This is a genomic window from Vibrio hangzhouensis (assembly GCF_900107935.1).
In the GTDB taxonomy this organism is placed as follows: domain Bacteria; phylum Pseudomonadota; class Gammaproteobacteria; order Enterobacterales; family Vibrionaceae; genus Vibrio; species Vibrio hangzhouensis.
This window is the reverse complement of sequence record NZ_FNVG01000014.1, coordinates 97,630-123,132: the sequence shown is the minus strand read 5'-3', so window position 1 is coordinate 123,132 and position 25,503 is coordinate 97,630. Positions and strand designations below refer to the sequence as shown.

Sequence of the window (25,503 nt, the reverse complement as noted above, 5' to 3'; positions counted from 1 at the left end):
TGTTTCCTTTTAAAGTGCTGCAACGGTAGCTCGTGCACCCTTCTCAATAAGAGATTGGTACGCAGAGCTTACTGCATCGATAACTTGAGGGTTTTGGCCAATCTCTGGAGCGAAAACGGCTTCGATAGACAAGAGTGCCGGAACAACTGAAACATTCTGGCCATGCACATCACATACTGCTTTCAGCTGTTCTGCCATAGGATCACGAACATCTATCTCATTACCTTGTTCATCAACTGCCGAAACATAACGCATCCAACCTGCGATACCCGCCGCAAGCCATTTGAAGTCTGAACCTTGCTCTAGATGGAAGCGTAAGCTGCCACCCATACGCTGAGGGATCTTCTGACTACCATCCATCGCAATTTGCCATGTTTTGTGTTTCAGGCTTGGGTTAGTGAAACGGTCGATAAGTAGTTTCGCGTAGCCTTCCAGATCAGTGCCTTCTGGCATGTTGAGTGATGGCGCTTGTGCTTTCATCATCATGTCGAATGCTGCTTTGCGGTAGCCTTCGTCAGTCATTGTGTCTGAAATGTGCGCGTAGCCACCAAGGTAACCAAGGTAAGCAAGGAAAGAGTGGCTGCCATTTAGCATGCGGAGTTTCATTTCTTCATATGGCACGACGTCTGCGACAAATTCTGCACCAGCGATATTCCAGTCTGGGCGCCCTGCAACGAAGTTGTCTTCGATTACCCACTGACGGAATGGTTCACATGCGATGCTACATGGATCTTGTACGCCTAGCAGATCGGTAATTTCGTTGAGTGTCTCTTCAGTTGCAGCCGGAACTATGCGGTCAACCATAGTGCATGGGAAAGTCACATTGGCTTCAATCCAAGCACCTAGCTCAGCATCAAGTAGTTTTGCAAACTCCAAGATGGCCGATTTTGCCACGTGACCGTTCTCTTGTACGTTGTCGCAAGACATCACTGTAAATGGTGTTAGGCCGCGTTCACGACGTACTTTTAGAGCCTGCACAATGTAACCAAGAGCAGATTTTGGTTGATTTGGGTTAGCTAAATCGGCGATGACTAGGGCATTGTTTTTATCGAGCTTGCCGGTCGCAGGGTCGGCGCAGTAGCCTTTCTCTGTGATGGTCATAGAAACGATTGCCACCTGTGGTTCCGCCATTTTCTCAATAACCGCCTCTTCGCCGTCAAAAGTCGGGTGAAGTGACTCACAAACTGAACCTATGACCTTCACATCATTTTTTTCAGCGCCTTTTTCAGCGACAGTGTACAGATGATCCTGTTCTCTCAGTTGCTCAATCAGTTCTTCGCCACCAAATAGGTTTACCTCACAGTATCCCCAATCACTATCCGTTTTCTGAGCCAGTTCATTAGTAAACAACGCCTGGTGTGCGCGGTGAAATGCGCCGAAGCCAAGGTGGACTATCTTGCTTTTTAGTCGGCTGCGATCATAGCCCGGCTGCATCGTAGAGCTATTTAACGTCGTATTTGCGATATTTTTCATGTAAGAACCCCTTTTCCTGCAAGTTAATGTTTACCTGCAGGAAGTGTTATTTTTCGTTATAAGTTATTTGTCGTTATAAATTAGTAGTCGAGAACTAGCTCCGGTAGGAATAAGCTAAGCTCAGGAATAAAAGTTACTGCCATCAGCGCTGCAATCAACGCTGCGTAAAATGGAAGTAATGGTTTAATAATCTTGTTAATTGGAACGTTAGCTACCGAGCAACCAATAAACAGAGCACTACCAACTGGTGGCGTACAGATACCAATAGCTAGGTTGAACGTCATCATGATACCGAAGTGTACTGGGTCGATTCCCATATCCAATGCAATTGGAAGGAAAATCGGTGTAAAAATCAGAATCGCTGGAGTCATATCCATGAATATGCCAACAATTAGCAAAATCAGGTTGATGATAAGTAGAATCATCAGCGGATCTTCAGAGATTGCTAGCAGTGCATCAGCGATGATATACGGGATATCTGCATTAGCCATCGCCCAGGACATCCCCATCGATGCACCAACCAGAAGCAATACAATAGAGGTAGTCACTGCTGATTCAAGAACAATTTTTGGTAATTGCTTCCAGCTAACTTCGCGATAAATCAAAACTGCGAGGGCAAAGGTATAAACCACTGCAATTGCTGACGCCTCTGTTGCAGTAAAGATGCCGCCGATAATGCCCCCCATAATGACAACAATAAGCATCAAAGAAGGTGCAGCTTTTAAGAACGTATCCCACACAACTTGAAGAGACGGTTTCTCAGCGACAGGGTAGCCTCGTTTTTTAGCGATATAGCCTGCAACGGCCATCAAACTCAGTCCCATAAGGATACCTGGAATATAGCCTGCTAAGAACAAAGCCGCGATAGAAGTACCACCAGAAACCAATGAAAAAACTATCAGAGTGTTACTTGGCGGAATTAATAGTCCCGTTGGGCATGAAGTGATATTAACGGCAGCAGAGAAATGTTCATCGTAGCCATCTTTTTTCTGTAGAGGGGACATTGTTCCACCAACAGCCGCTGCTGACGCTACTGCTGAACCAGAAATTGAACCGAACATCATATTTGCCATAACGTTTACGTGTGCCAATGCTCCCGGTAAGCGACCACCTAACACTTTAGCAAAGTTAATAAGACGCAAAGCAATGCCGCCCTGGTTCATAATGTTCCCTGCTAGGATAAAGAAAGGTATAGCCAGCAGTGCAAAGTTGTCTAACCCTGCAGCCATTCGCTGAGCGACTACAGCAATTGCAGGTTCTAATGGCAAACTCGTTAATATTGTTGTTAGCGATGACAAGCCTATCGCAAACGAAACTGGTACACCTAGGGCGAGCAACACGCCAAATGTACCAAATAAAATTAATAATACTTGCATTTCCATGATGGGTATCCTTGCTTATTCGACTTGCGATTCAGGAGTCGGCGTTTCAATGCCACAAAGTTTTTTCACTAAATCGTACGAAAAAACTACGGAGTAAAAGATCATTAATGCACCACTGAGCGGTAAACAGAAATAGATGTATCCCATTTCAAGTCCCAAAGCTGGCGTAACCTGTCCTAGCGATAGAGTTTTTAAGGCAAGCTTTGAGCCACCATATACAAGTACAATCGCGGCAAATGCTGCAATAGCTAGTTGGATAAAAATCTCGTTAATCACTTTTCTTTTGCCACTTAAATTCATTGTCAATAAGTCAATTGCCAAGTGACGCTTTAAGCCGGTCGTATAGGCAGCTCCGACCAACGCAACCCACATAAATAGGTAACGAGCTAATTCATCGGTAACTGTGCTTGGTTTTCCAATTACATATCTAGACAAAACCTGCCAAATTACGCAAAAAACCAAAAAGGTCGAGAGAGAGACCGTAAAACCGGCAAGCCCTCTATTTATATAGTTGACCAGTTTATTCATTATCTTTTCCTTTTACCTATTAAACGCAATATTGGCATGCCAATATTTTTTGGTTGTTTAATATTGGTATGTAAGTAAGTCATTTGTTCGTTACAAATTATCGGATAAGTTCATAAAAATGTCATGTGAGCAACATCACATAAATATTGGCATGCCAATTTATTGGCAATATACGTGATTTAGTTCAATGTTTGAGCCGTTGTTTTTTGACTCACCCTTGTTTGGTATGCCAATATTATCTCGTAAACAACAAATACCCTACATTTTGGGATGCCAATACATACAAACAAAAGGTTAATACAATGCAAAGGACTCTATTAAGCGCCGCTATCGGTGCAGCAATGATCTTCGGTGCAACTGCTTCTGCATATGCAGCAACAACATTGAAGCTTAGCCATAACCACCCTCGAGACCATGCCGTTCATAAAGCAATGGACTACATGGCAAAAGAAGTTAAAAAACTAACGGATGGAGAAGTTCGCATTCGTATCTATCCAGATGCTCAACTTGGCACACAACGTGAATCTATGGAGCTAATGCAAAATGGCGCTATAGATTTAGTGAAAAGTAACGCAGCAGAACTAGAGGCATTTTCTCCTTCTTACTCCGCGTTTAACCTGCCTTACTTGTTCCGTGACAAAAACCATTATTACAGCGTAACTGGTGGCTCGGTTGGTGAAGAAATTCTGAGCTCATCAAGAGAAAGTGGCTTTGTAGGCGTAACATACTACGATGCAGGCGCCCGTAGCTTTTACACAAGCAAGCCAATCAAAACACCTGAAGATCTAAAAGGCCTGAAGGTTCGCGTTCAGCCTAGCCCTTCAGCAATCGCGATGGTTAAAGCACTAGGTGGTAGTCCAACTCCTCTTGCATATGGTGAACTGTACACAGCTCTTCAGCAAGGCGTTGTTGATGCAGCGGAAAACAACATTCCTTCTTTCAGCCTGAGCCGCCACAGTGAAGTCTCTAAGTACTACAGTATGGACGAACATACTATGGTTCCTGATGTTTTAGTTATCTCAACAAAAACATTCGATGGTCTGACTAAAGATCAGCAAGAATCACTAAGGAAAGCAGCAAAAGCGTCATCTGAGTATATGAAGAAGCTTTGGGCAGAGTCGGAAGCAAAAGAAAGAACTAAGGCAGAAAAGATGGGGGTAACATTTGTTGAACCAAATAAAGATGCTTTTGTTGATGCAGTACAGCCGATGTACAAAAAAATCGCAACCTCTAACCCTGAACTAAGCAAATTGGTTGAAAGGATTAAAGCGGTACAATAACATCACCAAGGATGTTGCTACATTATTAGATTTTTGGTTGACCAATTAATCATAATCTATATGATTAATGAGTGTTGATAAATTGAGCGAACGTATAAATAAAATGCGAGAGAAACCTAAAAAAGCCTACCAAAAGATTGGTTTAATGCTACAAAACGAAATTGTTGACGGACTATACAAAGTCGGAGACAGACTACCGCCAGAGCGTGATATAGCTCAACGCATGAATGTCAGCCGCACAGTTGTCCGTGAGGCAATTATCATGCTGGAAATACAGCAATTTGTAGAGGTTAAAAAAGGGTCTGGTGTGTATGTTCGCAAAATCCCATCGGCATCTCCATCACAAAATGAAAGTCTAGACAATGATGATGCAGGTCCATTCGAAATGCTGCAAGCCCGGCAGTTACTGGAAAGTAATATTGCTGAGTTTGCAGCAACGATGGCCACGCCTAATGATATAGGTAGAATGCGTCAAGCTCTTGCGTTAGAACGAGAGGAACTCGATAGTGGCTCTAATGAAAGTAAGGGCGACGAGCAATTTCATATCTGTATAGCAGAAGCGACTCAAAATAGTGTTCTTGTGTCAATTTTAGAAGACTCCTGGAGACGTCGTTCAAGAAGTTCTATGTGGAAAAAATTGCACTCTCGTATACGCGGACAAGAATATCGTAGAGAGTGGATGGAAGACCATGCAAAAATTCTTGCTGCTATACAACGCAGAGATCCTTTAGCAGCAAAAATTGCTATGTGGCAACACCTTGAGAATGTCAAACAGCGCCTTTTGGAGTTGTCTGATATTGATGACCCTGAATTTGATGGTTATTTGTTTAGCTCAAACCCCGTGGTTTCAGTTGAATTGAATAATTCTTAGCCGAAGACTCGGCCTATCTGGCGGCTATAACATCTTATAGCCAATTTTAAGAAGTCGTTAATGTGATTAGCTCATTTATCTCGTTTATGCGAGAGGGCTGGTTACATCTCTAAAAAGGTAAATTACATGGAACAAACATGGCGTTGGTATGGGCCGAATGACCCAGTCTCTCTTGACGATGTAAGACAAGCTGGTGCAACGGGTGTGGTAAGTGCACTGCATCACATCCCAAATGGCGAAGTCTGGTCAAAAGAAGAAATTATAAAACGTAAAGAGCTAATCGAAAGCAAAGGTCTGACTTGGTCAGTCGTTGAAAGCGTGCCGGTACACGAAGAAATCAAGACTCAAACGGGTAACTACCAGCAGTGGATTGATAACTACAAGCAGACGCTACAAAACCTTGCAGACTGCAACATCAAAACAGTTTGTTATAACTTCATGCCCGTTCTAGACTGGACCCGTACTGACCTTGAATTTGAGATGCCAGACGGTTCTAAAGCGCTCCGCTTTGATCAAATCGCATTTGCTTCATTTGAACTCTTTATCCTAAAACGTCCAGGAGCAAAGAACGATTATTCTGAGCAAGAACAGTCTGAGGCTCGTGAATACTTCGAAGCTATGACTGAGCAAGATATCAACAAGCTAACTAGCAACATCATCGCTGGCCTACCAGGCGCTGAAGAGGGCTACACCCTCCAAGAGTTCCAAGCTCAGCTCGATCGCTATGCAGGCATTGACAAGGACCAGCTGCGTCAGCATATGGCTTACTTCCTATCAGAGCTTATGCCTGTATGTGATGAAACTGGCCTGAAGATGGCAGTTCACCCGGATGATCCACCGCGTCCAATTCTGGGCTTACCGCGTATTGTATCAACCATTGACGATATCGCATGGCTAACTAATGAAGTGCCGAGCAAAGCTAACGGCATCACTATGTGTACTGGCTCTTACGGTGTTCGTGGTGACAACGACCTAGTTAACATGATCAAAGAGTATGGCGACCGTGTTTACTTCACTCACCTTCGCTCGACGCAACGTGAAGATAACCCTATGAGTTTCCATGAAGCGGCTCACTTGGAAGGTGATGTCGACATGTACAACGTAGTCATGGCACTGCTTACCGAGGAGAAGCGTCGTGCTGATAACGGAAAGGAACAACTGATTCCGATGCGTCCAGATCACGGTCATCAAATGCTAGATGACTTAAAGAAAACGACCAACCCTGGTTACTCGGCAATTGGTCGATTGAAAGGTTTGGCTGAAGTTCGTGGTTTAGAGATGGCATTGAAACGTACTTTTTATAAGTAAGTAATATAGCAATCAAAAATATCCCGCCAGATGTATATGCTGGAGAGGATCAAGTCTTAGACTTGAATGTAAGTGATACTATTTCTCTTAGCGGGAATGTTTTTGATAAAGATGGAGACGATTTCGACTTAAAATGGACTGTAATACCTGATGATGTAGATAAATATCCGACTGGTGAAGATAAAAATAATAAAACTACTTACTTTAAGTACGGTGACCCTAAAAATGTTGAGTTCTCATCTCAGAATAAACTGTCAACAGAAGTTACCTTCAACGCTCCTGGAGTTTATAGAATACAGCTAGTAGCAAATGATGGACAAGGAGTTGGTTATCATACAGTTTATGTAGACGTACGATCGTAGTTAAGCTGTTAATCTAATAAAATTCCGTTCTTAAAAACGACAATTACCATCCAACCTCCAACTAAGTTCAGCTTGGTTGGAGGTTTTTTGTCAACTCGCAATTTGGGAAGAATTTACTGGAGTCAGGGAGTTTGGAGGCTTTGTTGTGCTGCTTCTAGTTAGTTGTTTTGTTGAGAGATTTAAGCATGAGACTACGACTATTAAAGGATGTAGCCATTTAGGTCGTAGCTTCTTGATTTAGTTCCATCGATTGGCATCCTGTAAATATGCTTAGCTTACAGTTCATTTGACATACGTAGACTAATCCGCAAACTGCTAAATTAGCAATTGCACTGACTCATTTATGTCCAAAAACAAGTTATGAGGTTACTTGGTAGCTTTGTGATCAGAGATTCTGTCGAAACTCAACTTTGTGCAGTATTAATATTGGGACACGTTATGGTTTTAATGCGTTCTTAATTTATAGATATTTAGTTATATGGCTGGACATCTTTTGGTTGCAAACATCACCATCCAGCATTTGTAAAGGTTCCTACTTAAACAAACGGTCTCACTGATTTCCAATCGCAGAACGACTCTTTTGCATTTTAATGTCTAAGGGACAATCCGCTTCAGTTTCGATGATGGTCCTCGCCACATCCCCCAAAACAGTCAGAACACTTCTGGTCTAACTGCACTGATATAGAAATTTTTGCACCAAAATGGTCATTTTTAATTGTGTATCGACATGTGAATTAAACTAAGATGCTGATAAATAATGAATTTATATTTTTGGCATGGGAATTGGATTATCTTTCGTAAGTTCACAAGAGCGTAAAGTTGGTTGGGTAAATAGCCCCTCTGACCACAATTTGGCAATAGACATCTAGGGTTCCGGCTGTTGAAACAGTGTCTGGGTCGAGAGTTGTCAACCTCGCAAGGGGTCACACGGAGGGATAGAAGCCCGGGAGATTAAACCAAGCCAATTGGTTATGTCTCTTGCGTTTATATCTCGTGACTCATGGAGGAGATTCCAATGAAAGCTCAAATCAAGAAAAGCCTACTCGCATCCGTTGTTGGTACCACACTACTCACTTCAGCTTTTTCCACAATGGCGCTCGCACAAGAGAAAGAAAAGTTTACGCTCGCATGGTCTATCTATGTAGGGTGGATGCCGTGGGATTATGCAGATCACTCTGGCATCTTAGATAAGTGGGCGGATAAGTATGGTATTGAGATCGATGTTGTGCAAGTTAACGACTACATAGAGTCGATCAATCAGTTCACAACCGGCCAATTTGATGCAACTGTCATGACTAATATGGACGCTTTGACAATCCCTGCTGCTAGTGGCGTCGATTCAACGGCGCTTGTGGTTGGTGATTTCTCGGATGGTAATGATGGCATTGTTCTTAAAGGGGAAAAAAAGCTAGAAGATCTTAAAGGGCAGTCTATTAATCTCGTGGAGCTAAGCGTTTCCCACTATCTGATGGCTCGTGCATTAGAAAGCGTGGGGTTGAGTGAACGCGATGTGAAGGTCGTGAATACCTCAGATGCCGATTTAGTAGCTGCATTCAGTACCAATGAAGTTACTTCTGTAGTGACTTGGAATCCGTTGTTGAGCGAGATCACTTCTCAACCAGACACTTCCGTTGTTTTCAACTCTTCTGACATTCCTGGCGAAATTATCGATCTATTGGTGGTGAATACCGAGACCCTGGAAAGTAACCCCGCCTTAGGCAAAGCCTTGACTGGTGCCTGGTACGAAATCATGTCTATCATGCAATCTCCAGCACAGGGTGACGAAGCTAAATCGTATATGGCACAGGCTTCTGGTACTGATCTTGACGGTTACAAGTCTCAGCTAAAAGCGACCAATATGTTCTACTCAGCAGATGAAGCAGTGAGCTTTACACAAAGCCCTAAGCTCGCAACAACCATGCAAAAAGTCAGCGAGTTTTCATTTGAGCATGGCTTACTTGGTGAAGGTGCTCCTGATGCTGGTTTTATTGGTATCGAAACACCGACTGGTGTTTACGGCGACCCAAGCAACATCAAGCTTAGATTTACTTCTGAATATATGGAGATGGCAGCGGATAACAAGCTGTAATCTCGATGTTCGGTCAAAGTAAATGGAGTCGTTATGACCAAAGTAATTAATCGCCACCCGTCTAAGTTTGGGCGCGTTATGCTAGGAGTGATGCCGTTTCTTATTCTGGTTGCCGTCTACGTGACGGCTTCAGATGCCAGGCTGGCAGCAAACTCAGCCGATAAGCTACTTCCGGCTTTTAGCAGTTTTGCTGATGCAATCGACAGAATGGCTTTTACTCCAAGCAGAAGAACGGGTGAATACCTGTTATGGACGGACACCTTTGCCAGTCTTGCACGATTAAGCTGGGGGATTGGTATCAGTGCACTGATTGGGTTATCGCTTGGTATTGCCACGGGCATTATTCCATTGGTACGTTCTTCTTTGTCACCGGTGATCACCGCAGTTTCTCTTATCCCGCCGATGGCGATATTACCGATTTTGTTTATTTCGTTCGGTGTGGGTGAAGTTTCTAAGGTCGTGCTGATTGTTATCGGTGTATGTCCCATCATTATTCGTGATATTCAGCTAAGGGTACAAAGCTTACCTGATGAGCAGCTCATAAAGGCGCAAACTTTAGGGGCCAGCAGCTGGCAAATTATCATTCGAGTTATTTTGCCTCAAATCATGCCAAAGCTAATTGAAGCCGTACGCCTAACGTTAGGCAGTGCATGGCTATTCTTGATTGCTGCAGAGGCGATAGTGGCAACGGAAGGCTTAGGTTATCGCATCTTTTTAGTTCGACGTTACTTGTCAATGGATGTGATTTTACCTTACGTATTGTGGATCACTATCCTGGCCTACAGTATGGATTGGCTATTACGTTTGGTATCACGAAAACTGAGTCCATGGTATCACCAGTCTCAAGGAGAGAATCATGGCTAAGCCGCAATCAATAAAAGAAAACAAACGTCCGATTATTGAAATCAAACAAGTTTGGAAAGAGTACGGAGATAACATTGTTCTTGAACGCCTGAATCTCACTGTTAATGAGGGTGATTTTGTCAGTGTTGTTGGCGCTTCTGGCTGCGGAAAAACGACTTTTCTCAATATGCTTTTAGGTACAGAAATACCTTCGAGAGGCAAGATACTGCTGGATGGTCAGCCCCTGACTCAAGAGCCGGGCGTAGAGCGAGGCATCGTATTTCAAAAGTACTCAGTGTTTCCACATCTGACAGCACTAGAGAATGTGATGCTTGGCTATGAATTCGAGCAGAGCGGTATTGCCAGCACTTTCTTAGGGCGTCTGTTTGGGGCTAAAAAGCAACAAGCAAAAAAACAAGCCCTGGACATGCTCAAACAAGTGGGCTTGTTAGCCGCTCAAGATAAGTATCCACACGAGCTTTCTGGTGGTATGAGACAACGCCTTTCTATCGCTCAAGCGCTAATAAAGAAACCAAGAATATTGTTACTGGATGAGCCGTTTGGTGCACTCGATCCTGGCATTCGTAAAGACATGCATTTACTCGTGAAATCACTGTGGAAAGAGCAAAATCTGACGGTATTTATGATCACTCACGATCTTAGCGAAGGGTTCTATTTAGGCAATCGCCTGTGGGTGTTTGATCACACTCGCCAAGATGAGCAAGCTCCAGAGCGATTTGGTGCCCAGGTGACGTTTGATATCCCGACCGAGCAGCTGAAACATAACCCACCAGAACAACTTCTTCAGAAAATTGCATAAGGAATGAAATATGTTAGCAAGACAGGAAGTGATATTTTCAGACACACTGCCTGGGGCCGCACACTGGTCAATGGTTGTGCCGAAGGGGCGAACAGTTAGGTTCAAAGACCTTGAAGGGGGCGCGAACATGAGTGTGTTGTTCTACAACCCTACCAACCCGTTAGAGCGCTACAACGCACCCGATACATTGAAGTGTCAGCATACCTTCAAGCTGACTACAGGTAATTGTTTGTACTCAGATATGGGACGTATTTTCTGCTCAATTGTACGCGATGATACCGGTTGGATTGACACAGTTTGTGGTGTCGCCAATAAACAGAAAGTGGCCCAGAAGTGGGGAGAGAGAGATTATCAGACCGAGCGCAACCGTTGGAAGCAAAACGGTTATGATGCGTTGTTAGTCGAAGTCGCTAAATACGGTTTAGGTAAGCGTGACTTGGCTGCGAACTTAAACTTGTTTAGTAAAGTGTCGACCGATGAGCTGGGTAACCTTAATTATGACCCACAACACAGTAAAGCCGACGACTGTATTGAGCTGCGTTTTGAGATGGATACCTTGGTCGTAATGACGACTTGTCCACATCCGCTTAACCCATCAGAGATATATCCATACAAGCCTGTAGAGGTCACAGTATTTGAGTCTGAGCCGATGCAGGAAAGCGACACTTGTCTAAACCATCGTGAAGAGAACAAGCGAGGGTTTGAGAACAACCGCCGCTACGCAAGTACGGTCGGGCAAACCGTTGAATCACCCACCATAAATCACTGTTGTTAAAGGAGTAAAACATGATTGTAGAGAGTCAATTAGAACCGAGTGAAGCACTTTGTCGTGATGTTGTTTCTGCCGGTGATTACTACATGAAAGTTGTGAAGAAAGGTCAGACGGTTCGTATTCTCGATATTGAAGGTAACCAAGCGGCCGATACTTTGTTCTACAACGCGAACGATCCGTCAGAGCGCTACAGTGCTATCGATACCATTCGTGAGCAGGGTAATGTTTACCTAACAGCGGGAACTAAGATTCTTTCTGACCAAGGAAATGTGATGCTCGAGATTGTAGCGGATACCTGTGGTCGACATGACACGCTTGGCGGCGCATGTGCTACTGAGAGCAATACGGTGCGTTACTCGATTGATAAAAAATGTATGCATGCCTGTCGTGACAGTTGGCTGTTAGCAGTCGCTGAAAACGAACAGTTTGGTATGTCTAAGCGTGATATTACCCATAACATCAACTTTTTCATGAATGTGCCTGTGACAGCAGAAGGTGGACTTACGTTTGCCGATGGTATAAGTGGTGCAGGTAAATATGTGGAACTGAAAGCGCACATGGATACCATCGTATTAATGTCGAACTGCCCCCAACTGAATAACCCATGTAATGCCTACAACCCTACACCTGTAGAGGTCATTGTATGGCAATAAAATCAGCAAGGTAGCTGCAAAAATTGAGCAAGGGACGACCCTAGTGAATGCTCTTTATTTTTCCGGGACGACCCGGACTTTAGGGACAAAAATATGTTTAGTAAGGTGTTAATTGCTAACCGTGGTGCCATTGCCTGCCGAGTTATCCGTACATTAAAACAACTCAATATCGGAAGCGTCGCTGTATACAGTGAAGCAGATTCTCAAAGTTTACATGTCGTCGATGCTGATGAAGCCTTCTCTCTTGGGCAGGGTGGTGCATCGGAGACGTACCTCGACCAAGACAAGATTATTTCAATGGCTAAACAGTCAGGCGCTGAAGCGATTCACCCTGGCTATGGCTTCCTAAGTGAAAACCCGGATTTTGTCGAACGCTGCGAACAAGAAGGACTGGTCTTTTTGGGGCCAACAGCAGAACAAATGCGAGCGTTCGGTCTAAAACACTCAGCGCGTAGCATCGCGACTCAAGCGAATGTGCCATTGCTACCAGGAACAGATCTATTGAATGACAAGCAGCAAGCACTATTGGAAGCTCAGAAGATCGGCTACCCAGTGATGCTTAAGAGTACTGCTGGTGGCGGTGGTATCGGCATGCAGTGCTGTTTTACCAGTCAAGAACTGGATGAGGCCTACGACAGCGTTAAGCGATTGAGTGAAAATAATTTCAGTAACAGCGGCGTTTTCATTGAGAAGTTTATTCAACAGGCCCGTCATATTGAAGTACAGATATTTGGTGATGGACAAGGTTGTGTCGTTGCTCTGGGTGAGCGGGATTGTTCTGCTCAGCGCCGTAATCAGAAAGTCATTGAAGAAACACCGGCACCTAACCTCAGTGATGAAACACGGGCTAAGTTGCAAGACACTGCTGTTCGTCTCGCCCGTGAGGTGAACTATCGGAATGCAGGTACGATTGAATTCGTCCTGGATCAGCAGACACAAGAGTTCTACTTTCTGGAGGTCAATACACGTCTGCAGGTTGAGCATGGCGTGACTGAAGAGGTATTTGGTGTTGATCTGGTTGAATGGATGGTTCGCCAAGGTGCAGGGCAGCTTGACCTTTCTATGTTGGGTGCGAACCTAACATCGCAAGGTCATGCGATTCAGGTTCGATTGTACGCAGAAGATGCCAATAAAAACTTTCAGCCATGTGCGGGGCTCTTGAGTCATGTGGAGTGGGCAGAGCAGGAAAACTTGCGAGTCGAACATTGGATTGAAGCCGGGGTTGAAGTCTCGCCATTCTTCGACCCTATGCTCGCCAAAGTGATTGTGCATGCGAAAGACAGAGAAACGGCACTGGCGGAGCTTAAACGAAGCTTAGACAACAGCACGATTTACGGTATCGAACACAATCAAGCGTATTTGCGTCAACTATTAGCCAGTGACCTTGTAAAAAAAGGTGAGGTGCTAACTCAATCTCTTAATACATTTGAATTCAAGCCGAATACGTTTGATGTGATTAGCGGTGGAACGCAAACAACCATTCAAGATTACCCGGCACGCACCGGATACTGGGATATAGGTGTGCCGCCTTCAGGTCCGATGGACTCACTAAGCTTCCGTTTAGCAAATGCACTATTAGCAAATGATGAATCATGTGCTGGTTTGGAAATCATCGTCTCAGGTCCAACGCTTAAGTTTAATCAAGCGACTCGTATCGCTCTGACGGGGGCTAGTATCCAAGCGTCATTGGATGGTGAGTCGGTAGCGATGAATACTGCCATTGAGATTGAATCAGGCCAAACGCTGAAGCTTGGTAAGGTGCTAGATGGTGCTCGTACGTACCTTGCTGTAAATGGTGGTATTGATTGCCCGGAATATCTCGGAAGTCGCTCAACGTTCACTTTAGGACAATTTGGCGGTCACGCTGGCCGCGCATTGATAGCGGGTGACGTGCTGCATATTAATCAAGCTTCGCAGGCGAGCACAACTACGTTCAGTTCTATTGCCCAACCCAAATTTAACGGTGATTGGCAGATCCGCGTAATTTATGGCCCACACGGTGCGCCAGATTTCTTCACTCAAGAAGATATCAACGCCTTCTTTGATGCAGAGTGGAAAGTGCATTTTAACTCAAGTCGTACTGGCGTTCGCCTAATTGGCCCCAAGCCGGATTGGGCACGTACCGATGGCGGCGAGGCGGGGTTACACCCATCAAATATTCACGATAACGCCTATGCTGTTGGCACCATCGACTTTACTGGAGATATGCCAGTTATCTTAGGCCCTGACGGACCAAGCCTCGGTGGTTTCGTCTGTCCAGCCACCATCATCAAAGCTGACCTATGGAAGATGGGGCAGCTTAAAGCGGGCGACAAGATTCGATTCACTCCTGTGTCGCTAGCAGATGCAGAGCTTGCAGAGCGCGCGCAACTCTCGCAGATTGAAACGGGAGTGATTAATGAGTTGGCGCTGCCAAAAGCAGAGTTAGATTCACCAATCATCAAGACGACTCCAGCTAACCAGTACGGTGAACAAGTCGTCTATCGCCCAAGTGGGGAGGACTACTTATTGGTGGAGTATGGTCCGCAGATACTGGATATTCGTCTGCGCTTCCGTGTGCATGCTTTGATGCTCAAGCTTCAACAAAGAAATCTTGCCGGGGTGCAAGAGTTAACCCCGGGTATTCGTTCTCTGCAAATTCATTACGACAATCTGTTATTGCCACGAGAGCAGTTGCTTAGCGAACTGGAACAGATCGAAGCGAGCCTGGATAACATCGATGAGTTGATTGTTCCTGCGCGCGTTGTGCACTTACCGCTTTCTTGGGATGACGAAGCGACTCGACTAGCGATTCGCAAGTATGACGAAGTCGTTCGTAAAGACGCGCCTTGGTGCCCGGACAACATTGAGTTTATCCGTCGTATCAATGGACTTGATTCGGTTGAGGACGTAAAGCGCATTGTCTTTGATGCCAGTTACCTGGTAATGGGGCTAGGGGATGTCTATCTTGGAGCTCCAGTCGCAACACCGATGGACCCACGGCATCGCCTTGTGACCACAAAATACAACCCAGCACGAACCTGGACGCCAGAAAATGCCGTGGGCATTGGTGGTGCTTACATGTGTGTTTATGGCATGGAAGGCCCTGGCGGCTATCAGTTTGTTGGTCGTACGTTGCAAATGTGGAATCGCTATCGTCAGACCGAAGCGTTCTCTAAACCTTGGCTCCTGCGTTTCTTTGACCAAATTAAGTTTTATGAAGTGAGTGCCGAAGAGTTGCTCGATATTCGGGAGAAGCATCCACAAGGTCACTACCCGGTGAAGATTGAAGAAACAGAGTTTTCTCTTGCGGACTACCAATCTCTGCTTGATGAACATGCCGATGAAATCAAAGAAAGCAAAGCTCGCCAGCAAAAGGCATTCGAAGAGGAGCGTCAGCGCTGGGAAGATTCCGGGCAGGCTAATTTTGTTGCTACTGAAATCGAACAATCTAGTGTTCAAACAGAACTAGAAGAAGGACAAGAAGCGATTGAAAGCCACGTTGCAGGCAATATTTGGCAAGTGTTAGTCGAGCCGGGGCAAACCGTTAAAGAGAATGACGTCGTGATGATTCTGGAAGCCATGAAGATGGAGCTAGAAGTGACGGCGAGCGTATCTGGAGTGATTGACACGATTTGTCATGAAGCTGGTGCGCAGGTGCATGCGGGTGAACCTCTCCTCGTGGTAAATACGACGGCGGCTTAATGATTCGAAGGATAGAAAAGATGACAGATTCAATGACAGCAAACAAGGAACGACCCGAGCCACTTACAATTAATGGCTTGCGTGATGCCTACCGAAGCGGAGAGGTTAGCGTAGAAAAGTTTTTACGTACTAAGCTTGAGCAAGTGAGGACAGACGAATCTAATGCTTGGATTTCAGTGATTTCCGACCAGCAATTAGACACCTATCTTGTTGACCTTAAAACTCAAGATATTGACCAGTTGCCACTATATGGAGTGCCGTTTGCCATTAAAGACAATATTGACCTCGCTGGTCTTGATACCACGGCAGGTTGTGATGCTTATCGATACCAACCCGCGGATTCGGCTTATGTGGTTAAGCAACTAATAAAAGCCGGAGCAGTGCCATTGGGTAAGACAAACTTAGACCAATTTGCAACGGGCTTAGTGGGAACTCGTAGCCCCTGGGGTGCGGTGAAAAATAGTTTTGATGAAGCCTATATTTCAGGTGGGTCGAGTTCAGGTAGTGCCGTAGCGGTTGCAACTGATCAAGTATATTTTGCCTTAGGCACTGATACAGCAGGTTCCGGCCGCGTGCCCGCGGCATTTAATAACCTTTTTGGCTTGAAACCAAGTAAGGGGCTTTTGAGTTGCACGGGTGTTGTTCCTGCTTGTCGAACGCTCGATTGTGTAACTTTTTTTGCTAAGACTGCGGAAGATCTAAAGACCCTCTACCAGGTAGGAGCGAGTTACGATGAGACAGACTGTTTTGCTCGTCATGCAATACAACCGGCGTTAGACGGCAATATTCATTTTTCTGGACTTCGGGTAGGTGTGCCGACAGAGGATCAACTAGAGTTCTTTGGAAATGACGAGTATCGCAAGCTCTATGCACAATCAGTTGCCCGCTTGGAGTCGTTGGGAGCAGAAGTTGTCCCATTTGAATTAGAGCCTTTTATCAAGGCTGCGAATCTTTTGTATCAAGGTCCTTGGGTCGCCGAGCGCTATGCCGCTATTGAATCGTTCTTTGACAGCAATCACGAGCAATGCTTGGATGTGATTCAAACCATCATTGGAGGAGCAAAGGACCTTTCGGCTGCTGATGCGTTCAAAGCGATGTATCAACTGCAAGAGTTCAAAGTGCAATGTGATCAATTGATGGATAATGTTGATGTTGTGCTGACACCAACCGCGGGTACCATTTACACCATCGAAGAGGTAAATGCGGACCCAATTTTGCTCAATACAAACCTGGGTCATTACACCAACTTCATGAACCTGCTGGACTACAGTGCGATTGCGATGCCTGCGGGTTTTACTGAAGCAGGCCTGCCATTTGGAGTAACTTTGTTCGCAGGGGCATTTCAAGATGAGGCGCTCATGACCCTGGCTTCTGAGTGGCAACAGGCGATGAACCTGCCTTTAGGTGCAACAAAGATTGAGCCTGAAAATGCGGACAGTGTTGACCTTCTTGTATGCGGTGCTCACATGAAGGACTTAGCTCTCAACCATCAACTGATTGATTTAGGTGCCAACTTTAAGAAACGTACAACTACGTCAGAACACTACGCTCTGTACTGTTTAGCTGGTGGGCCTCCATTGAGACCCGGACTGGTGCGCAGTCAAAACGAGGGCCAAAAGATTGAAGTCGAAATCTGGCGTATTCCCAAAAAACAATTGGGTGCATTGTTAGTCCAAATTCCCCACCCATTAGGTTTAGGGAGTGTAGAGCTTGATTCTGGCGAATGGGTAAAAGGTTTCATTTGTGAAAGTATTGGGATTGAAGGAGCAACCGATATTACAGGAACAGGAGGTTGGAGAAACTTTCTGGTGCAGTCGTAATTGATGCTTCTCATATAAGTAGCAGGCTTAGGTGAGCGTCCTAAGCCTCTAGCAGACGCTGTCTCCAAAGAGGAGAGAAAATTAACATGAACTACTACACATTCCTTATCATCGAATGATAAACGAAGCTACTTTAAACCATAAAGCTAAGCTATAAGGACCTTACACCCATACTTGCTATAGAGTACCTAAAATGGCAGTTAACTCATAATTAGCAGGTAGCAGTCATGACTTTAACTTCAACAAAAAGACAGCTTCAAAGTTTAGTTACAGCACTTAGACAAAATCATATTCTTTTCGACTCCGAACTTCTTAACAACGCATTATCTGGAGAAATGAAACCAATTATCATCATTAAAGCTGAAGCGGAGACATTATTCGGAATTACGAGTCAAATTTTGAATACAACCAACGAGTGCGTTCGGAGGTTCAATGGTATAGATAACAGACTCATAAATACAGCGTGTTTGGCTGTCTTAGAGTCTCTAAAACAGGCAAAGAATCTATCCCTTGATTCTAACCTGTCAGTTGTCCCACCAACCATTGACCCGCAATGCCAATATTATCACTCCAAACAAGATCGATAGGCCATGAGTTTCCTTCAGAACCGAACTCAAAATCTAGGATAATGAGTTTTCTATCTCCGTCATTGTTATTGAGAAGTTCGGCTGGATAAGTGGCAAAGCCGACGCCGCTCAGAAGTAGCTGCCTATATTGGTAAAAGTTAGTGACATTGATAAAGCTTGATGAATACCGCAGTGCCTCTCGATACTCTGGTTTGGTAATAAACCCCTCGGCCATCATCAGTTGCGTGTGATTTTGTAAATCTGCCACCTCAATTCTACCTTTAAGTTTCGCTAATGGATGTTCTTCGGAGCAAACGATCTTCCATTCCAAGCGGTCAACCGATTCGACATTCCTTGCCCTCATTACCTCTAGGCTAGATGGTGCAATTAGCAAGTCAAAGCCCTCATCAAATGTCTCTAAGGTTTCACTATCGACTATGTTTAGCTGAACCTGTGGGTATTTATCGGTAAAGGCTTTGAATAATTCAACATACTTGTTGTAGAAACTATACGGATGTACCGCTATCGTCACAGCACTTTCTACCCCTAGTTTTAACGTTTCTGCGTACTGCTCTATCCCCAATATGCGTGGTAAAACATCGAGACTTTTAAAATACAATGACCTCCCTTCAACAGTCAGTTTAGGCTTTTTGCCACTGCGCCGCTCAAATAGCGTCACTTCCAAGTCTTCTTCTAGATTAATAATCGTTTGGTTGACTGCGCTGACACTGACGCCAAGTTCTCTGGCTGCAGCAGAAAAGCTACCCTGCTCGGCAACACTCACAAAATACCTTAAACGTTCAGTCGTTATGATCATAAACCTTAAACTCTACCTTTAACCTTCTTACAATCGCGATTTTACTATGCAGACTAAAATCGTTCCAACACTTTCAGTAGGTAGACAGTTAACAGATAGAGGGTACTTTATGAAACGATCAATAATAGCACTGGCAATTGTAAGCGTAGTTGCAGGCGCAGCTTATGCCAACTCAAGTGATATAGAACAAGCTCTGGTCGACAATCCTTACGCAACCGCTTCTGAGCTTGGAATTATGGAAGGGTTAGTTGTCCCTAGAGACAAACAGGTAACAAAAGAAAATGCCTTGCAGACGCCACCCTATAATCGTTGGTCATATCAGCATATGCGTATGTTCTATCCAAGTTCAGATATTTCCCCAGCAGATAATCCGGTAATTCTAGAACAAGATCCTAAAGATTTGAGCCACATAAAAGTTAAGAATGCCAACGGTGAGTTGCGTTCGTTTGAACAATATTTGACTGAAACTTGGACCGATAGCCTAGTTGTCATCAAGGGCAACAAAATAGTCTCTGAACATTACCTAAATGGTATGTCTCCAGATACCCCACATCAAATGATGTCTGTTACGAAATCGTTTGGTGGGCTACTGGCGATGATGGCTATCGATGAAGGGAAAGTAAACGAAAGTGATCCTGTGATCATGCATGTCCCAGAGCTTGAAATAGCTTCAGGCTTCAATAAAGCGACCGTTGAACAAGTCCTAAATATGACCAACTCAATGGATTTTACTGAGCATTACGCAGACCCAACATCCGGTATTCGTACTTACGGCGCAGTTTTAGGGTGGACAAAAAAAGTTGAAGGTATTGATTATCCAGAAAATCTCTATAGCTATCTGCAAACACTAGAGATTGACAAAGATTACAAGCACGGAGAAGTTTTCCACTACCAAACACCTAAAACTGATGTCGTCAATTGGATAACTAGTCGTGCCAATGGCCAGACTTTTCAAGAGTCAATGGAAGAGAAGTTGTGGTCGAAGCTAGGCACTGAAGGAGAAACTTATGTTTTGTTGGACAACAATGCCAACTTGGTTGCAGGGGGAGGTCTAAATGCTACTCCTATGAACCTAGCTAAGTTCGCAATGATGATGCTCAATAATGGCGAATTTAATGGTCAACAAGTTGTTAGCAAACGCGTTATTGATCAAATTGCAAAAGGAGGTGATAGAGAGGCCTTTGCAAAAGGCCCAGACGCCAGTGAAAACATGCCGGGTGGTGAGTGGAGCTATCGTTCGCAGTGGTGGGTAAAACATACACCAGGTTCAGAAGCGTTCATGGCCATTGGTATTCATGGTCAATGGATTTATATCGATCGCGAGCGTGAAGTGGCAATTGTTAAGCAGTCTTCAGCAACAGAATCCGTGACCCCGGAGCAAGAGGCTTACGACTTAAATGGTCTTTATGCCATTGTAGAAGCTTTATCCAAATAGTAGCAATTAATCCGAGAGGGCAAAATAGCCCTCTTTTTCTTCTTTACGGAATGTCATGTGGTCATTGCAATGAAAAAAGTCACTTTATTTGCTCTCGTTTCGATATTTATGTATCCCTGTTATGGTTTTGCTGCATCTTTAGGTGCTGCTATTAGTGAAAAGGCATCGCAAGTAAACTTAGCAGGTGCATTTGGTAATCATATATTACTTGGTGGTGTTAATTTTTACGAAAGCGGCAAGACAAGAGCTAGAACTCGTTACTTCAATTTGCAAGAGGGTATGAGTTATACCGCAGATTTTATATTTGATCGAGAGTTTACCGTCGCTACCGCTGGGCTAATGTACAACATAAAGTACGATACTGGTCTAATCGTCTCCCCAATGCTGACGGCAGGCTATAATCCGTATCGAGATCCAAATTCTATTCAAGGCGAGTCTGGGACGACAATAGTCCAACCTGGGGTATTCATTCAATGGACCCAACAGGCTGGTCGGCTTTATGCGAACCCGAAGTCTACCTATTTCAAAAATGATGACACGTGGGTACCTCAGCTAGAATTAGGTGGCGATGTTAATATTGGGAAAAATACTACTACTGGAATCAAAGTTGACTACACGGGCTCGACAAAGCTAACGGGTAGTGGCAGTACAACTTTTTGGCTGCGAGTTAATTATGGCTTTTGACGCGAGATCGCCTTCGTCACGAGCGTATAGTAAATTGTTAACCTAAGATTTATCTTGAAAGGCGAAGAATATAATTGTTTGAAGGTAGGCAAACGACTCGCCTTAACGGTTACGTCTTCGTCTTTGGAGCTCTTTTATTCTTAAGAAAAACAATAAATTTTTAAATACTGAAAGTTATCAAAGGATTCAGGACAGTCTCAATTTACCACATAGTCTTAACACGAAATTGTCCAGAGACGTGTCAGCGGGATCTTCGCAGGCTCAATTATGCCCCTTTTTTTGTTTCTAAACCAAAAAAATAGCCCCGTCATCCCCTTGAAAAAGGGGATCTCATACAGCGTGTTGTGAACGCAATTTACGCGACGTAGTTATTAATTTTTCAATTAGCTACGCGCTTTAGGAGATCCTCACTTGCGTGAGGATGACGGCATTCTGGGGGATGTTAAAAACAATGGAGACTAGATTTCTTCTGTCCAAAAATGAGTTACATTATTGCAATTTATGCCCAGTTAAAGTGTCTCTTTAATAAATAGTATGCTTAGGTGTTTATCATTATATTTAGCAGTTTTTAACTTTGGTTTGCCGCTTGTTGTATTAGCAAGCTGCTGAATGAATCGTTCAGGTTCGTACTCCAACCGTATTCGAAGAAATACTAAAAAAGACGGTGATACAGCATTTGAAGTGTCGAGATAAGTTCATAAAACTAGTTTCATTATTGAACTAATTGCACTGTCTATTTTGTTATTGTTTAGGTGAGATATTAAGGGTTTTTCCTAGGTGTTTTAAATCTACTAAAAAATAGTTTCACGGTAACTTATTGTATTTTAAGTGGTTATTTGTGTTTTTTGAGTTTAGTTTCTCATGGTAAGATATGTTTGTGGGCAGCTTTAAATAATCAAAATTAATATACAGTATGTCTTACTAGTTGTGTTTTAGGTCACATTCGGTGTGAATGTTTTATGTAGAATGACCTTCGATCAAATCAGAGCAGTGAAAAGTTTCATGAAGAATAAGTCGTTGCTTTGAATGCTTGTCTAAACGCCGGAATGTAAACATGCCTAAGAAAGTCACCATATATGATGTCGCTGCAGAAGCAAATGTCTCACCTTCGACCGTATCTCGATACCTCAATCGAACTTCTTATATTGTTAAAGAGAAAGTAGATGCGATTGAAGCCGCGATTTTTACTACCGGTTTCAAGCCACGTAAACGTAAGACTTCTTCTAAGAAAGTCCGAAATATGAAGTTAGGGATACTCGTACCTTCTTATGATGTGCCTTTTACTCATCGTCTCCTTTCTGGTGTTAATTCGGTGCTTTCACAAACCAGTTATGAACTGATTATTGAAACAACCATGTGGGATCGTGACCGCGAATTAAAGGAATTGCAGGCAATGGTAAATAGTGAATTAGATGCCATTATCATGGTTTGCGGCCTTGCAACTGAAGCAAAGATAAAAGAAATCACTGAAGACCTTCCTGTACTATTGGTGCTCCGAGAGCAAGAAGGGATTTTTCCAGTCATCAATATTGATAATGAACTCGGTGGCTATGTTGCAACGACTCACCTTATACAGCGCGGGCATCGCAATATTGTTCATGTTCGAGGTGCTGAGGATAACATCGATGCAAATCAACGCTTTGCTGGTTATAAGCGAGCTTTAGCATCAGCAGGGATTAAGTACGATCCTCGTTTGGTCATTGATGGTGCCTTTGAATCACAACTTGCTATGGAAAGCATGATGAAGTTGTGTAAAGAAAAACGCTTTTTTACAGCGGTTTTTGCGGGTAACGACCTTAGTGCTCTTGGAGCGATGCAAGGTCTCGATCGTAGTGGACTGAAAATACCTAATAACGTTTCTGTTGTTGGTTTTGATGACTTGCCGATCTGTGAATACTATATACCTAGATTAACCACAATTAAATCACCACTCTCAGAGATTGGTGAAATAGCTACTAAGTATGTACTTGACTTGATTAGTAATAATCCTACTGAATATGAAATCCCACCGATTGAAATTATTCACCGCAATAGTGTCGCAATGGCATAAAAATTTAATGTATGTTTAGTTTTATATAACTATTTTGTTTCATGGTGGCTGTAATCGGTCTATCTTAATAAAAACAATACTTTTAAAACAGAGGGTTAGTTGTAGCGCTCTGTTTTTTTGTGTTGTTGTTGTTTTTTTATGTGTTGAATTGAAATTAATGTTCGTTCTTGGACGAATGGTCATGAAACTTTCATGAAACTTTCATGGTTTTTGAAATTATTGTGTTTGAAGGTTTATTACCAGTTATCGCGTCTGTTTAGATAATTTAATTGCGATATATTTCATGGCGGCGACAAGATTAATTAAATCTGACTCGTTATCCTACAAAATGCCAATGAGTATATTATGAAGAAAACTACATTATTATTGTCGACTCTAATTGCTGCTTCTTTTTCAGCATCATCTACAGCGGCAGATACACCTGATATGCCGAACCTGAAGATTCTAGCCGAATCTACTACAGGTTGGGTTCGCAACTTTAACCCATTCATCGGTGGTCGCTCAGACTTCGCTTATGAGCCACTAATGGTCTTCGATATGATCGATTCAACCGTTGAGCATAGCTGGCTAGCAACTGGTTACGAGGTGAGTGATGACCTAAAAGTGATTACAGTCGATCTACGTAAAGGCGTTAAATGGTCTGATGGCGAAGATTTCACTGCAGATGACGTAGTATTCACTTATGAATACCCTCGTAGTCACCCTGCAATCGATGGCGCCGGTCTGTCTAAAAAAGTTGAAAAAGTAGTTAAGATAAACGACCACAAAGTAGAGATTCACGTAGCAGAGCCAAACGCATTCGCAGCTCGTGACCTTATTGGGGAAGGTACTAAGATCATTCCACAGCACATCTGGTCAAAAATAAAGAATCCAGAAAGCGCAATCAACGAAAACCCGGTAGGTACTGGTGCTTTCACTGAAATCACACGTTTTACTCCACAGGTTTACATTCAGTGCAAAAACCCATACTACTGGAACGAGAAGATCGAGATCAACTGTCTTGAGTTCCCACAATACTCAAGCAATGATGCTGCTTTAGAAATGCTTGCAAAAGGTGATATTGACTGGGCAGGTATCTTCATTCCTGATATCGAACGTACATACACTTCTAAGCATCCGAACAATAAGTATTGGTTCCCGGCAAGTGATGCGGTTCGTCTAACGCTTAACTTTAATACCAAGAATGAAGGCGCGAACAAAGCATTCAACGACGTAGAGTTTCGTAAAGCATTCAACCTAGCAATGGACCGTGAAGCGATGATAATGGTTGGTGCATATGGCTACGTTTCAGGTGGCAACCCCGCTACAAACCTTCCACAAAGCATGTGGGCGTATCGTGATACACAGGCAGATAAGACATTTGCTGAGTTCTATCAATACGATGTGGAGAAAGCAAAAACTATCCTCAAGAAGGCTGGCTACAAAGACGTTGACGGTGACGGATATCTAGAGAATCCAGACGGTTCAAAACTCAGCTTTAAGATCCAAGTTCCATCTGGCTGGTCTGACTGGGTAAACAATACGTCTATCGCGGTTGAAGGCCTACGTGCAGCTGGTATCGACGCTGGCGTTATCACTCCAGAAGCGAACGTATATGCACAGAACTGGGAAGCGAACGATATGGATGTAACGTTTGCTGCTGGTACTCTACAGAACTCAGTATGGAAGTTCTACGAGTACACAATGCACTCTCGCTACGCGGGTACTGGTGCATGGTGGTCAACGGGCCTGACTAACTACGCTAACCCACAGGTTGATGCATGGATTGCAGAACTAGGACGAACTAAGGAAAAAAGCGCACAGCAAGAGATCATTTCTAAAATCGAACGCCATTTCGCAGACAACGTAATCCAGGTTCCTCTTTACTACAACGGTGTTTGGTATGTTTATAACGACTCTCGTTTTACTGGTTGGGCATCAGAAGATAACCAAATCACTCACCCAGCTCCTTGGAGCGGTATGAGCCGCATGGTTCATATGCAGCACATCAAACCTAAAAAATAATTAGCTGGCCAGGGTGCTGACTAACCAGTCAGCACCTCACTTTTCCATCATTGAGTAAGTAT

At 43.8% G+C, this 25,503-nt stretch carries 19 protein-coding genes and 1 riboswitch; of the genes, 15 read left to right on the top strand and 4 right to left on the bottom strand.

Going from position 1 to position 25,503, the window contains the following annotated elements:
- Nucleotides 1-9: 9 nt before the first annotated feature.
- The 3 genes from C4S60_RS14725 to C4S60_RS14715 all read right to left on the bottom strand — a co-directional run bounded on the left by C4S60_RS14725 (nucleotide 10) and on the right by C4S60_RS14715 (nucleotide 3,383).
- Entirely contained in the window at nucleotides 10-1,473 is a 1,464-nt protein-coding gene (locus C4S60_RS14725) for a fructuronate reductase (protein WP_103881116.1), read from the bottom strand.
- Nucleotides 1,474-1,553: 80 nt separating this feature from the next.
- Entirely contained in the window at nucleotides 1,554-2,855 is a 1,302-nt protein-coding gene (locus C4S60_RS14720; protein ID WP_103881115.1) for a TRAP transporter large permease, read from the bottom strand.
- Between the two features lie 15 nt (nucleotides 2,856-2,870).
- Entirely contained in the window at nucleotides 2,871-3,383 is a 513-nt protein-coding gene (locus C4S60_RS14715) for a TRAP transporter small permease (protein ID WP_103881114.1), read from the bottom strand.
- Between the two features lie 302 nt (nucleotides 3,384-3,685).
- Between C4S60_RS14715 and C4S60_RS14710 the strand changes: the two genes are divergently transcribed.
- The 11 genes from C4S60_RS14710 to atzF all read left to right on the top strand — a co-directional run bounded on the left by C4S60_RS14710 (nucleotide 3,686) and on the right by atzF (nucleotide 17,885).
- Nucleotides 3,686-4,663 carry a TRAP transporter substrate-binding protein gene (locus tag C4S60_RS14710; RefSeq protein WP_103881113.1) on the top strand — a complete coding sequence of 326 codons (978 nt, stop codon included), beginning with the start codon at nucleotides 3,686-3,688 and terminating at the stop codon, nucleotides 4,661-4,663.
- A gap of 103 nt (nucleotides 4,664-4,766) precedes the next feature.
- Nucleotides 4,767-5,534 (top strand): FCD domain-containing protein, encoded by a 768-nt coding sequence (locus C4S60_RS14705; protein ID WP_103881112.1) that lies wholly within the window; start codon nucleotides 4,767-4,769, stop codon nucleotides 5,532-5,534.
- A gap of 126 nt (nucleotides 5,535-5,660) precedes the next feature.
- The gene (gene uxuA / locus C4S60_RS14700; RefSeq protein WP_103881111.1) at nucleotides 5,661-6,842 is read left to right on the top strand and encodes a mannonate dehydratase; all 1,182 of its coding nucleotides are present in this window, start codon (nucleotides 5,661-5,663) and stop codon (nucleotides 6,840-6,842) included.
- Nucleotides 6,843-6,904: 62 nt separating this feature from the next.
- The gene (locus C4S60_RS14695; protein WP_103881110.1) at nucleotides 6,905-7,204 is read left to right on the top strand and encodes a hypothetical protein; all 300 of its coding nucleotides are present in this window, start codon (nucleotides 6,905-6,907) and stop codon (nucleotides 7,202-7,204) included.
- Nucleotides 7,205-8,058: 854 nt separating this feature from the next.
- Nucleotides 8,059-8,156: riboswitch (guanidine-I (ykkC/yxkD leader) on the top strand.
- A gap of 63 nt (nucleotides 8,157-8,219) precedes the next feature.
- Nucleotides 8,220-9,293 (top strand): putative urea ABC transporter substrate-binding protein, encoded by a 1,074-nt coding sequence (locus tag C4S60_RS14690; protein WP_244183110.1) that lies wholly within the window; start codon nucleotides 8,220-8,222, stop codon nucleotides 9,291-9,293.
- A 33-nt stretch (nucleotides 9,294-9,326) separates the two neighbouring features.
- Nucleotides 9,327-10,157: an ABC transporter permease gene (locus C4S60_RS14685; RefSeq protein WP_103881108.1), complete on the top strand. Its 831-nt coding sequence runs from the start codon at nucleotides 9,327-9,329 to the stop codon at nucleotides 10,155-10,157.
- Nucleotides 10,150-10,956: an ABC transporter ATP-binding protein gene (locus C4S60_RS14680; protein WP_103881107.1), complete on the top strand. Its 807-nt coding sequence runs from the start codon at nucleotides 10,150-10,152 to the stop codon at nucleotides 10,954-10,956. Before C4S60_RS14685 ends, C4S60_RS14680 begins: the two co-directional genes overlap by 8 nt.
- 10 nt (nucleotides 10,957-10,966) lie before the next feature.
- Nucleotides 10,967-11,731 carry an urea amidolyase associated protein UAAP1 gene (locus tag C4S60_RS14675; protein ID WP_103881106.1) on the top strand — a complete coding sequence of 255 codons (765 nt, stop codon included), beginning with the start codon at nucleotides 10,967-10,969 and terminating at the stop codon, nucleotides 11,729-11,731.
- 11 nt (nucleotides 11,732-11,742) lie between these two features.
- Nucleotides 11,743-12,381, top strand: a complete 639-nt coding sequence (locus C4S60_RS14670; protein WP_103881105.1) for an urea amidolyase associated protein UAAP2 — start codon at nucleotides 11,743-11,745, stop codon at nucleotides 12,379-12,381.
- A gap of 93 nt (nucleotides 12,382-12,474) precedes the next feature.
- Nucleotides 12,475-16,065: an urea carboxylase gene (gene uca / locus C4S60_RS14665; protein ID WP_103881104.1), complete on the top strand. Its 3,591-nt coding sequence runs from the start codon at nucleotides 12,475-12,477 to the stop codon at nucleotides 16,063-16,065.
- Nucleotides 16,066-16,085: 20 nt separating this feature from the next.
- Nucleotides 16,086-17,885 (top strand): allophanate hydrolase, encoded by a 1,800-nt coding sequence (gene atzF / locus C4S60_RS14660; protein WP_103881103.1) that lies wholly within the window; start codon nucleotides 16,086-16,088, stop codon nucleotides 17,883-17,885.
- 516 nt (nucleotides 17,886-18,401) lie between these two features.
- On the opposite strand, the gene C4S60_RS14655 is transcribed toward atzF, so the two are convergent.
- A complete protein-coding gene (locus C4S60_RS14655; protein ID WP_103881102.1) occupies nucleotides 18,402-19,268 on the bottom strand; it encodes a LysR family transcriptional regulator in 867 nt (288 codons plus the stop codon).
- Between the two features lie 109 nt (nucleotides 19,269-19,377).
- Here C4S60_RS14655 and C4S60_RS14650 point away from each other — a divergent pair, with 109 nt between their 5' ends.
- The 4 genes from C4S60_RS14650 to C4S60_RS14635 all read left to right on the top strand — a co-directional run bounded on the left by C4S60_RS14650 (nucleotide 19,378) and on the right by C4S60_RS14635 (nucleotide 25,441).
- Nucleotides 19,378-20,703, top strand: a complete 1,326-nt coding sequence (locus C4S60_RS14650) for a serine hydrolase domain-containing protein (RefSeq protein WP_103881101.1) — start codon at nucleotides 19,378-19,380, stop codon at nucleotides 20,701-20,703.
- A 69-nt stretch (nucleotides 20,704-20,772) separates the two neighbouring features.
- Nucleotides 20,773-21,387 carry a hypothetical protein gene (locus tag C4S60_RS14645; protein ID WP_146060875.1) on the top strand — a complete coding sequence of 205 codons (615 nt, stop codon included), beginning with the start codon at nucleotides 20,773-20,775 and terminating at the stop codon, nucleotides 21,385-21,387.
- Between the two features lie 1,054 nt (nucleotides 21,388-22,441).
- Nucleotides 22,442-23,437 carry a substrate-binding domain-containing protein gene (locus C4S60_RS14640; protein ID WP_103881099.1) on the top strand — a complete coding sequence of 332 codons (996 nt, stop codon included), beginning with the start codon at nucleotides 22,442-22,444 and terminating at the stop codon, nucleotides 23,435-23,437.
- A 345-nt stretch (nucleotides 23,438-23,782) separates the two neighbouring features.
- Nucleotides 23,783-25,441 carry an ABC transporter substrate-binding protein gene (locus C4S60_RS14635; protein WP_103881098.1) on the top strand — a complete coding sequence of 553 codons (1,659 nt, stop codon included), beginning with the start codon at nucleotides 23,783-23,785 and terminating at the stop codon, nucleotides 25,439-25,441.
- Nucleotides 25,442-25,503 lie beyond the last annotated feature (62 nt).

What these genes read in the sequence shown, in the direction of transcription:
- C4S60_RS14650 (WP_103881101.1), top strand. Translation starts at nt 19,378, where the DNA reads ATGAAACGATCAATAATAGCACTGGCAATTGTAAGCGTAGTTGCAGGC.
- C4S60_RS14655 (WP_103881102.1), bottom strand. Translation starts at nt 19,268, where the DNA reads ATGATCATAACGACTGAACGTTTAAGGTATTTTGTGAGTGTTGCCGAG.
- C4S60_RS14645 (WP_146060875.1), top strand. Translation starts at nt 20,773, where the DNA reads ATGAAAAAAGTCACTTTATTTGCTCTCGTTTCGATATTTATGTATCCC.
- C4S60_RS14675 (WP_103881106.1), top strand. Translation starts at nt 10,967, where the DNA reads ATGTTAGCAAGACAGGAAGTGATATTTTCAGACACACTGCCTGGGGCC.
- C4S60_RS14685 (WP_103881108.1), top strand. Translation starts at nt 9,327, where the DNA reads ATGACCAAAGTAATTAATCGCCACCCGTCTAAGTTTGGGCGCGTTATG.
- atzF (WP_103881103.1), top strand. Translation starts at nt 16,086, where the DNA reads ATGACAGATTCAATGACAGCAAACAAGGAACGACCCGAGCCACTTACA.
- C4S60_RS14705 (WP_103881112.1), top strand. Translation starts at nt 4,767, where the DNA reads ATGCGAGAGAAACCTAAAAAAGCCTACCAAAAGATTGGTTTAATGCTA.
- C4S60_RS14720 (WP_103881115.1), bottom strand. Translation starts at nt 2,855, where the DNA reads ATGGAAATGCAAGTATTATTAATTTTATTTGGTACATTTGGCGTGTTG.
- C4S60_RS14725 (WP_103881116.1), bottom strand. Translation starts at nt 1,473, where the DNA reads ATGAAAAATATCGCAAATACGACGTTAAATAGCTCTACGATGCAGCCG.
- C4S60_RS14710 (WP_103881113.1), top strand. Translation starts at nt 3,686, where the DNA reads ATGCAAAGGACTCTATTAAGCGCCGCTATCGGTGCAGCAATGATCTTC.
- C4S60_RS14690 (WP_244183110.1), top strand. Translation starts at nt 8,220, where the DNA reads ATGAAAGCTCAAATCAAGAAAAGCCTACTCGCATCCGTTGTTGGTACC.
- C4S60_RS14640 (WP_103881099.1), top strand. Translation starts at nt 22,442, where the DNA reads ATGCCTAAGAAAGTCACCATATATGATGTCGCTGCAGAAGCAAATGTC.
- C4S60_RS14715 (WP_103881114.1), bottom strand. Translation starts at nt 3,383, where the DNA reads ATGAATAAACTGGTCAACTATATAAATAGAGGGCTTGCCGGTTTTACG.
- uxuA (WP_103881111.1), top strand. Translation starts at nt 5,661, where the DNA reads ATGGAACAAACATGGCGTTGGTATGGGCCGAATGACCCAGTCTCTCTT.
- C4S60_RS14635 (WP_103881098.1), top strand. Translation starts at nt 23,783, where the DNA reads ATGAAGAAAACTACATTATTATTGTCGACTCTAATTGCTGCTTCTTTT.
- C4S60_RS14670 (WP_103881105.1), top strand. Translation starts at nt 11,743, where the DNA reads ATGATTGTAGAGAGTCAATTAGAACCGAGTGAAGCACTTTGTCGTGAT.
- C4S60_RS14680 (WP_103881107.1), top strand. Translation starts at nt 10,150, where the DNA reads ATGGCTAAGCCGCAATCAATAAAAGAAAACAAACGTCCGATTATTGAA.
- uca (WP_103881104.1), top strand. Translation starts at nt 12,475, where the DNA reads ATGTTTAGTAAGGTGTTAATTGCTAACCGTGGTGCCATTGCCTGCCGA.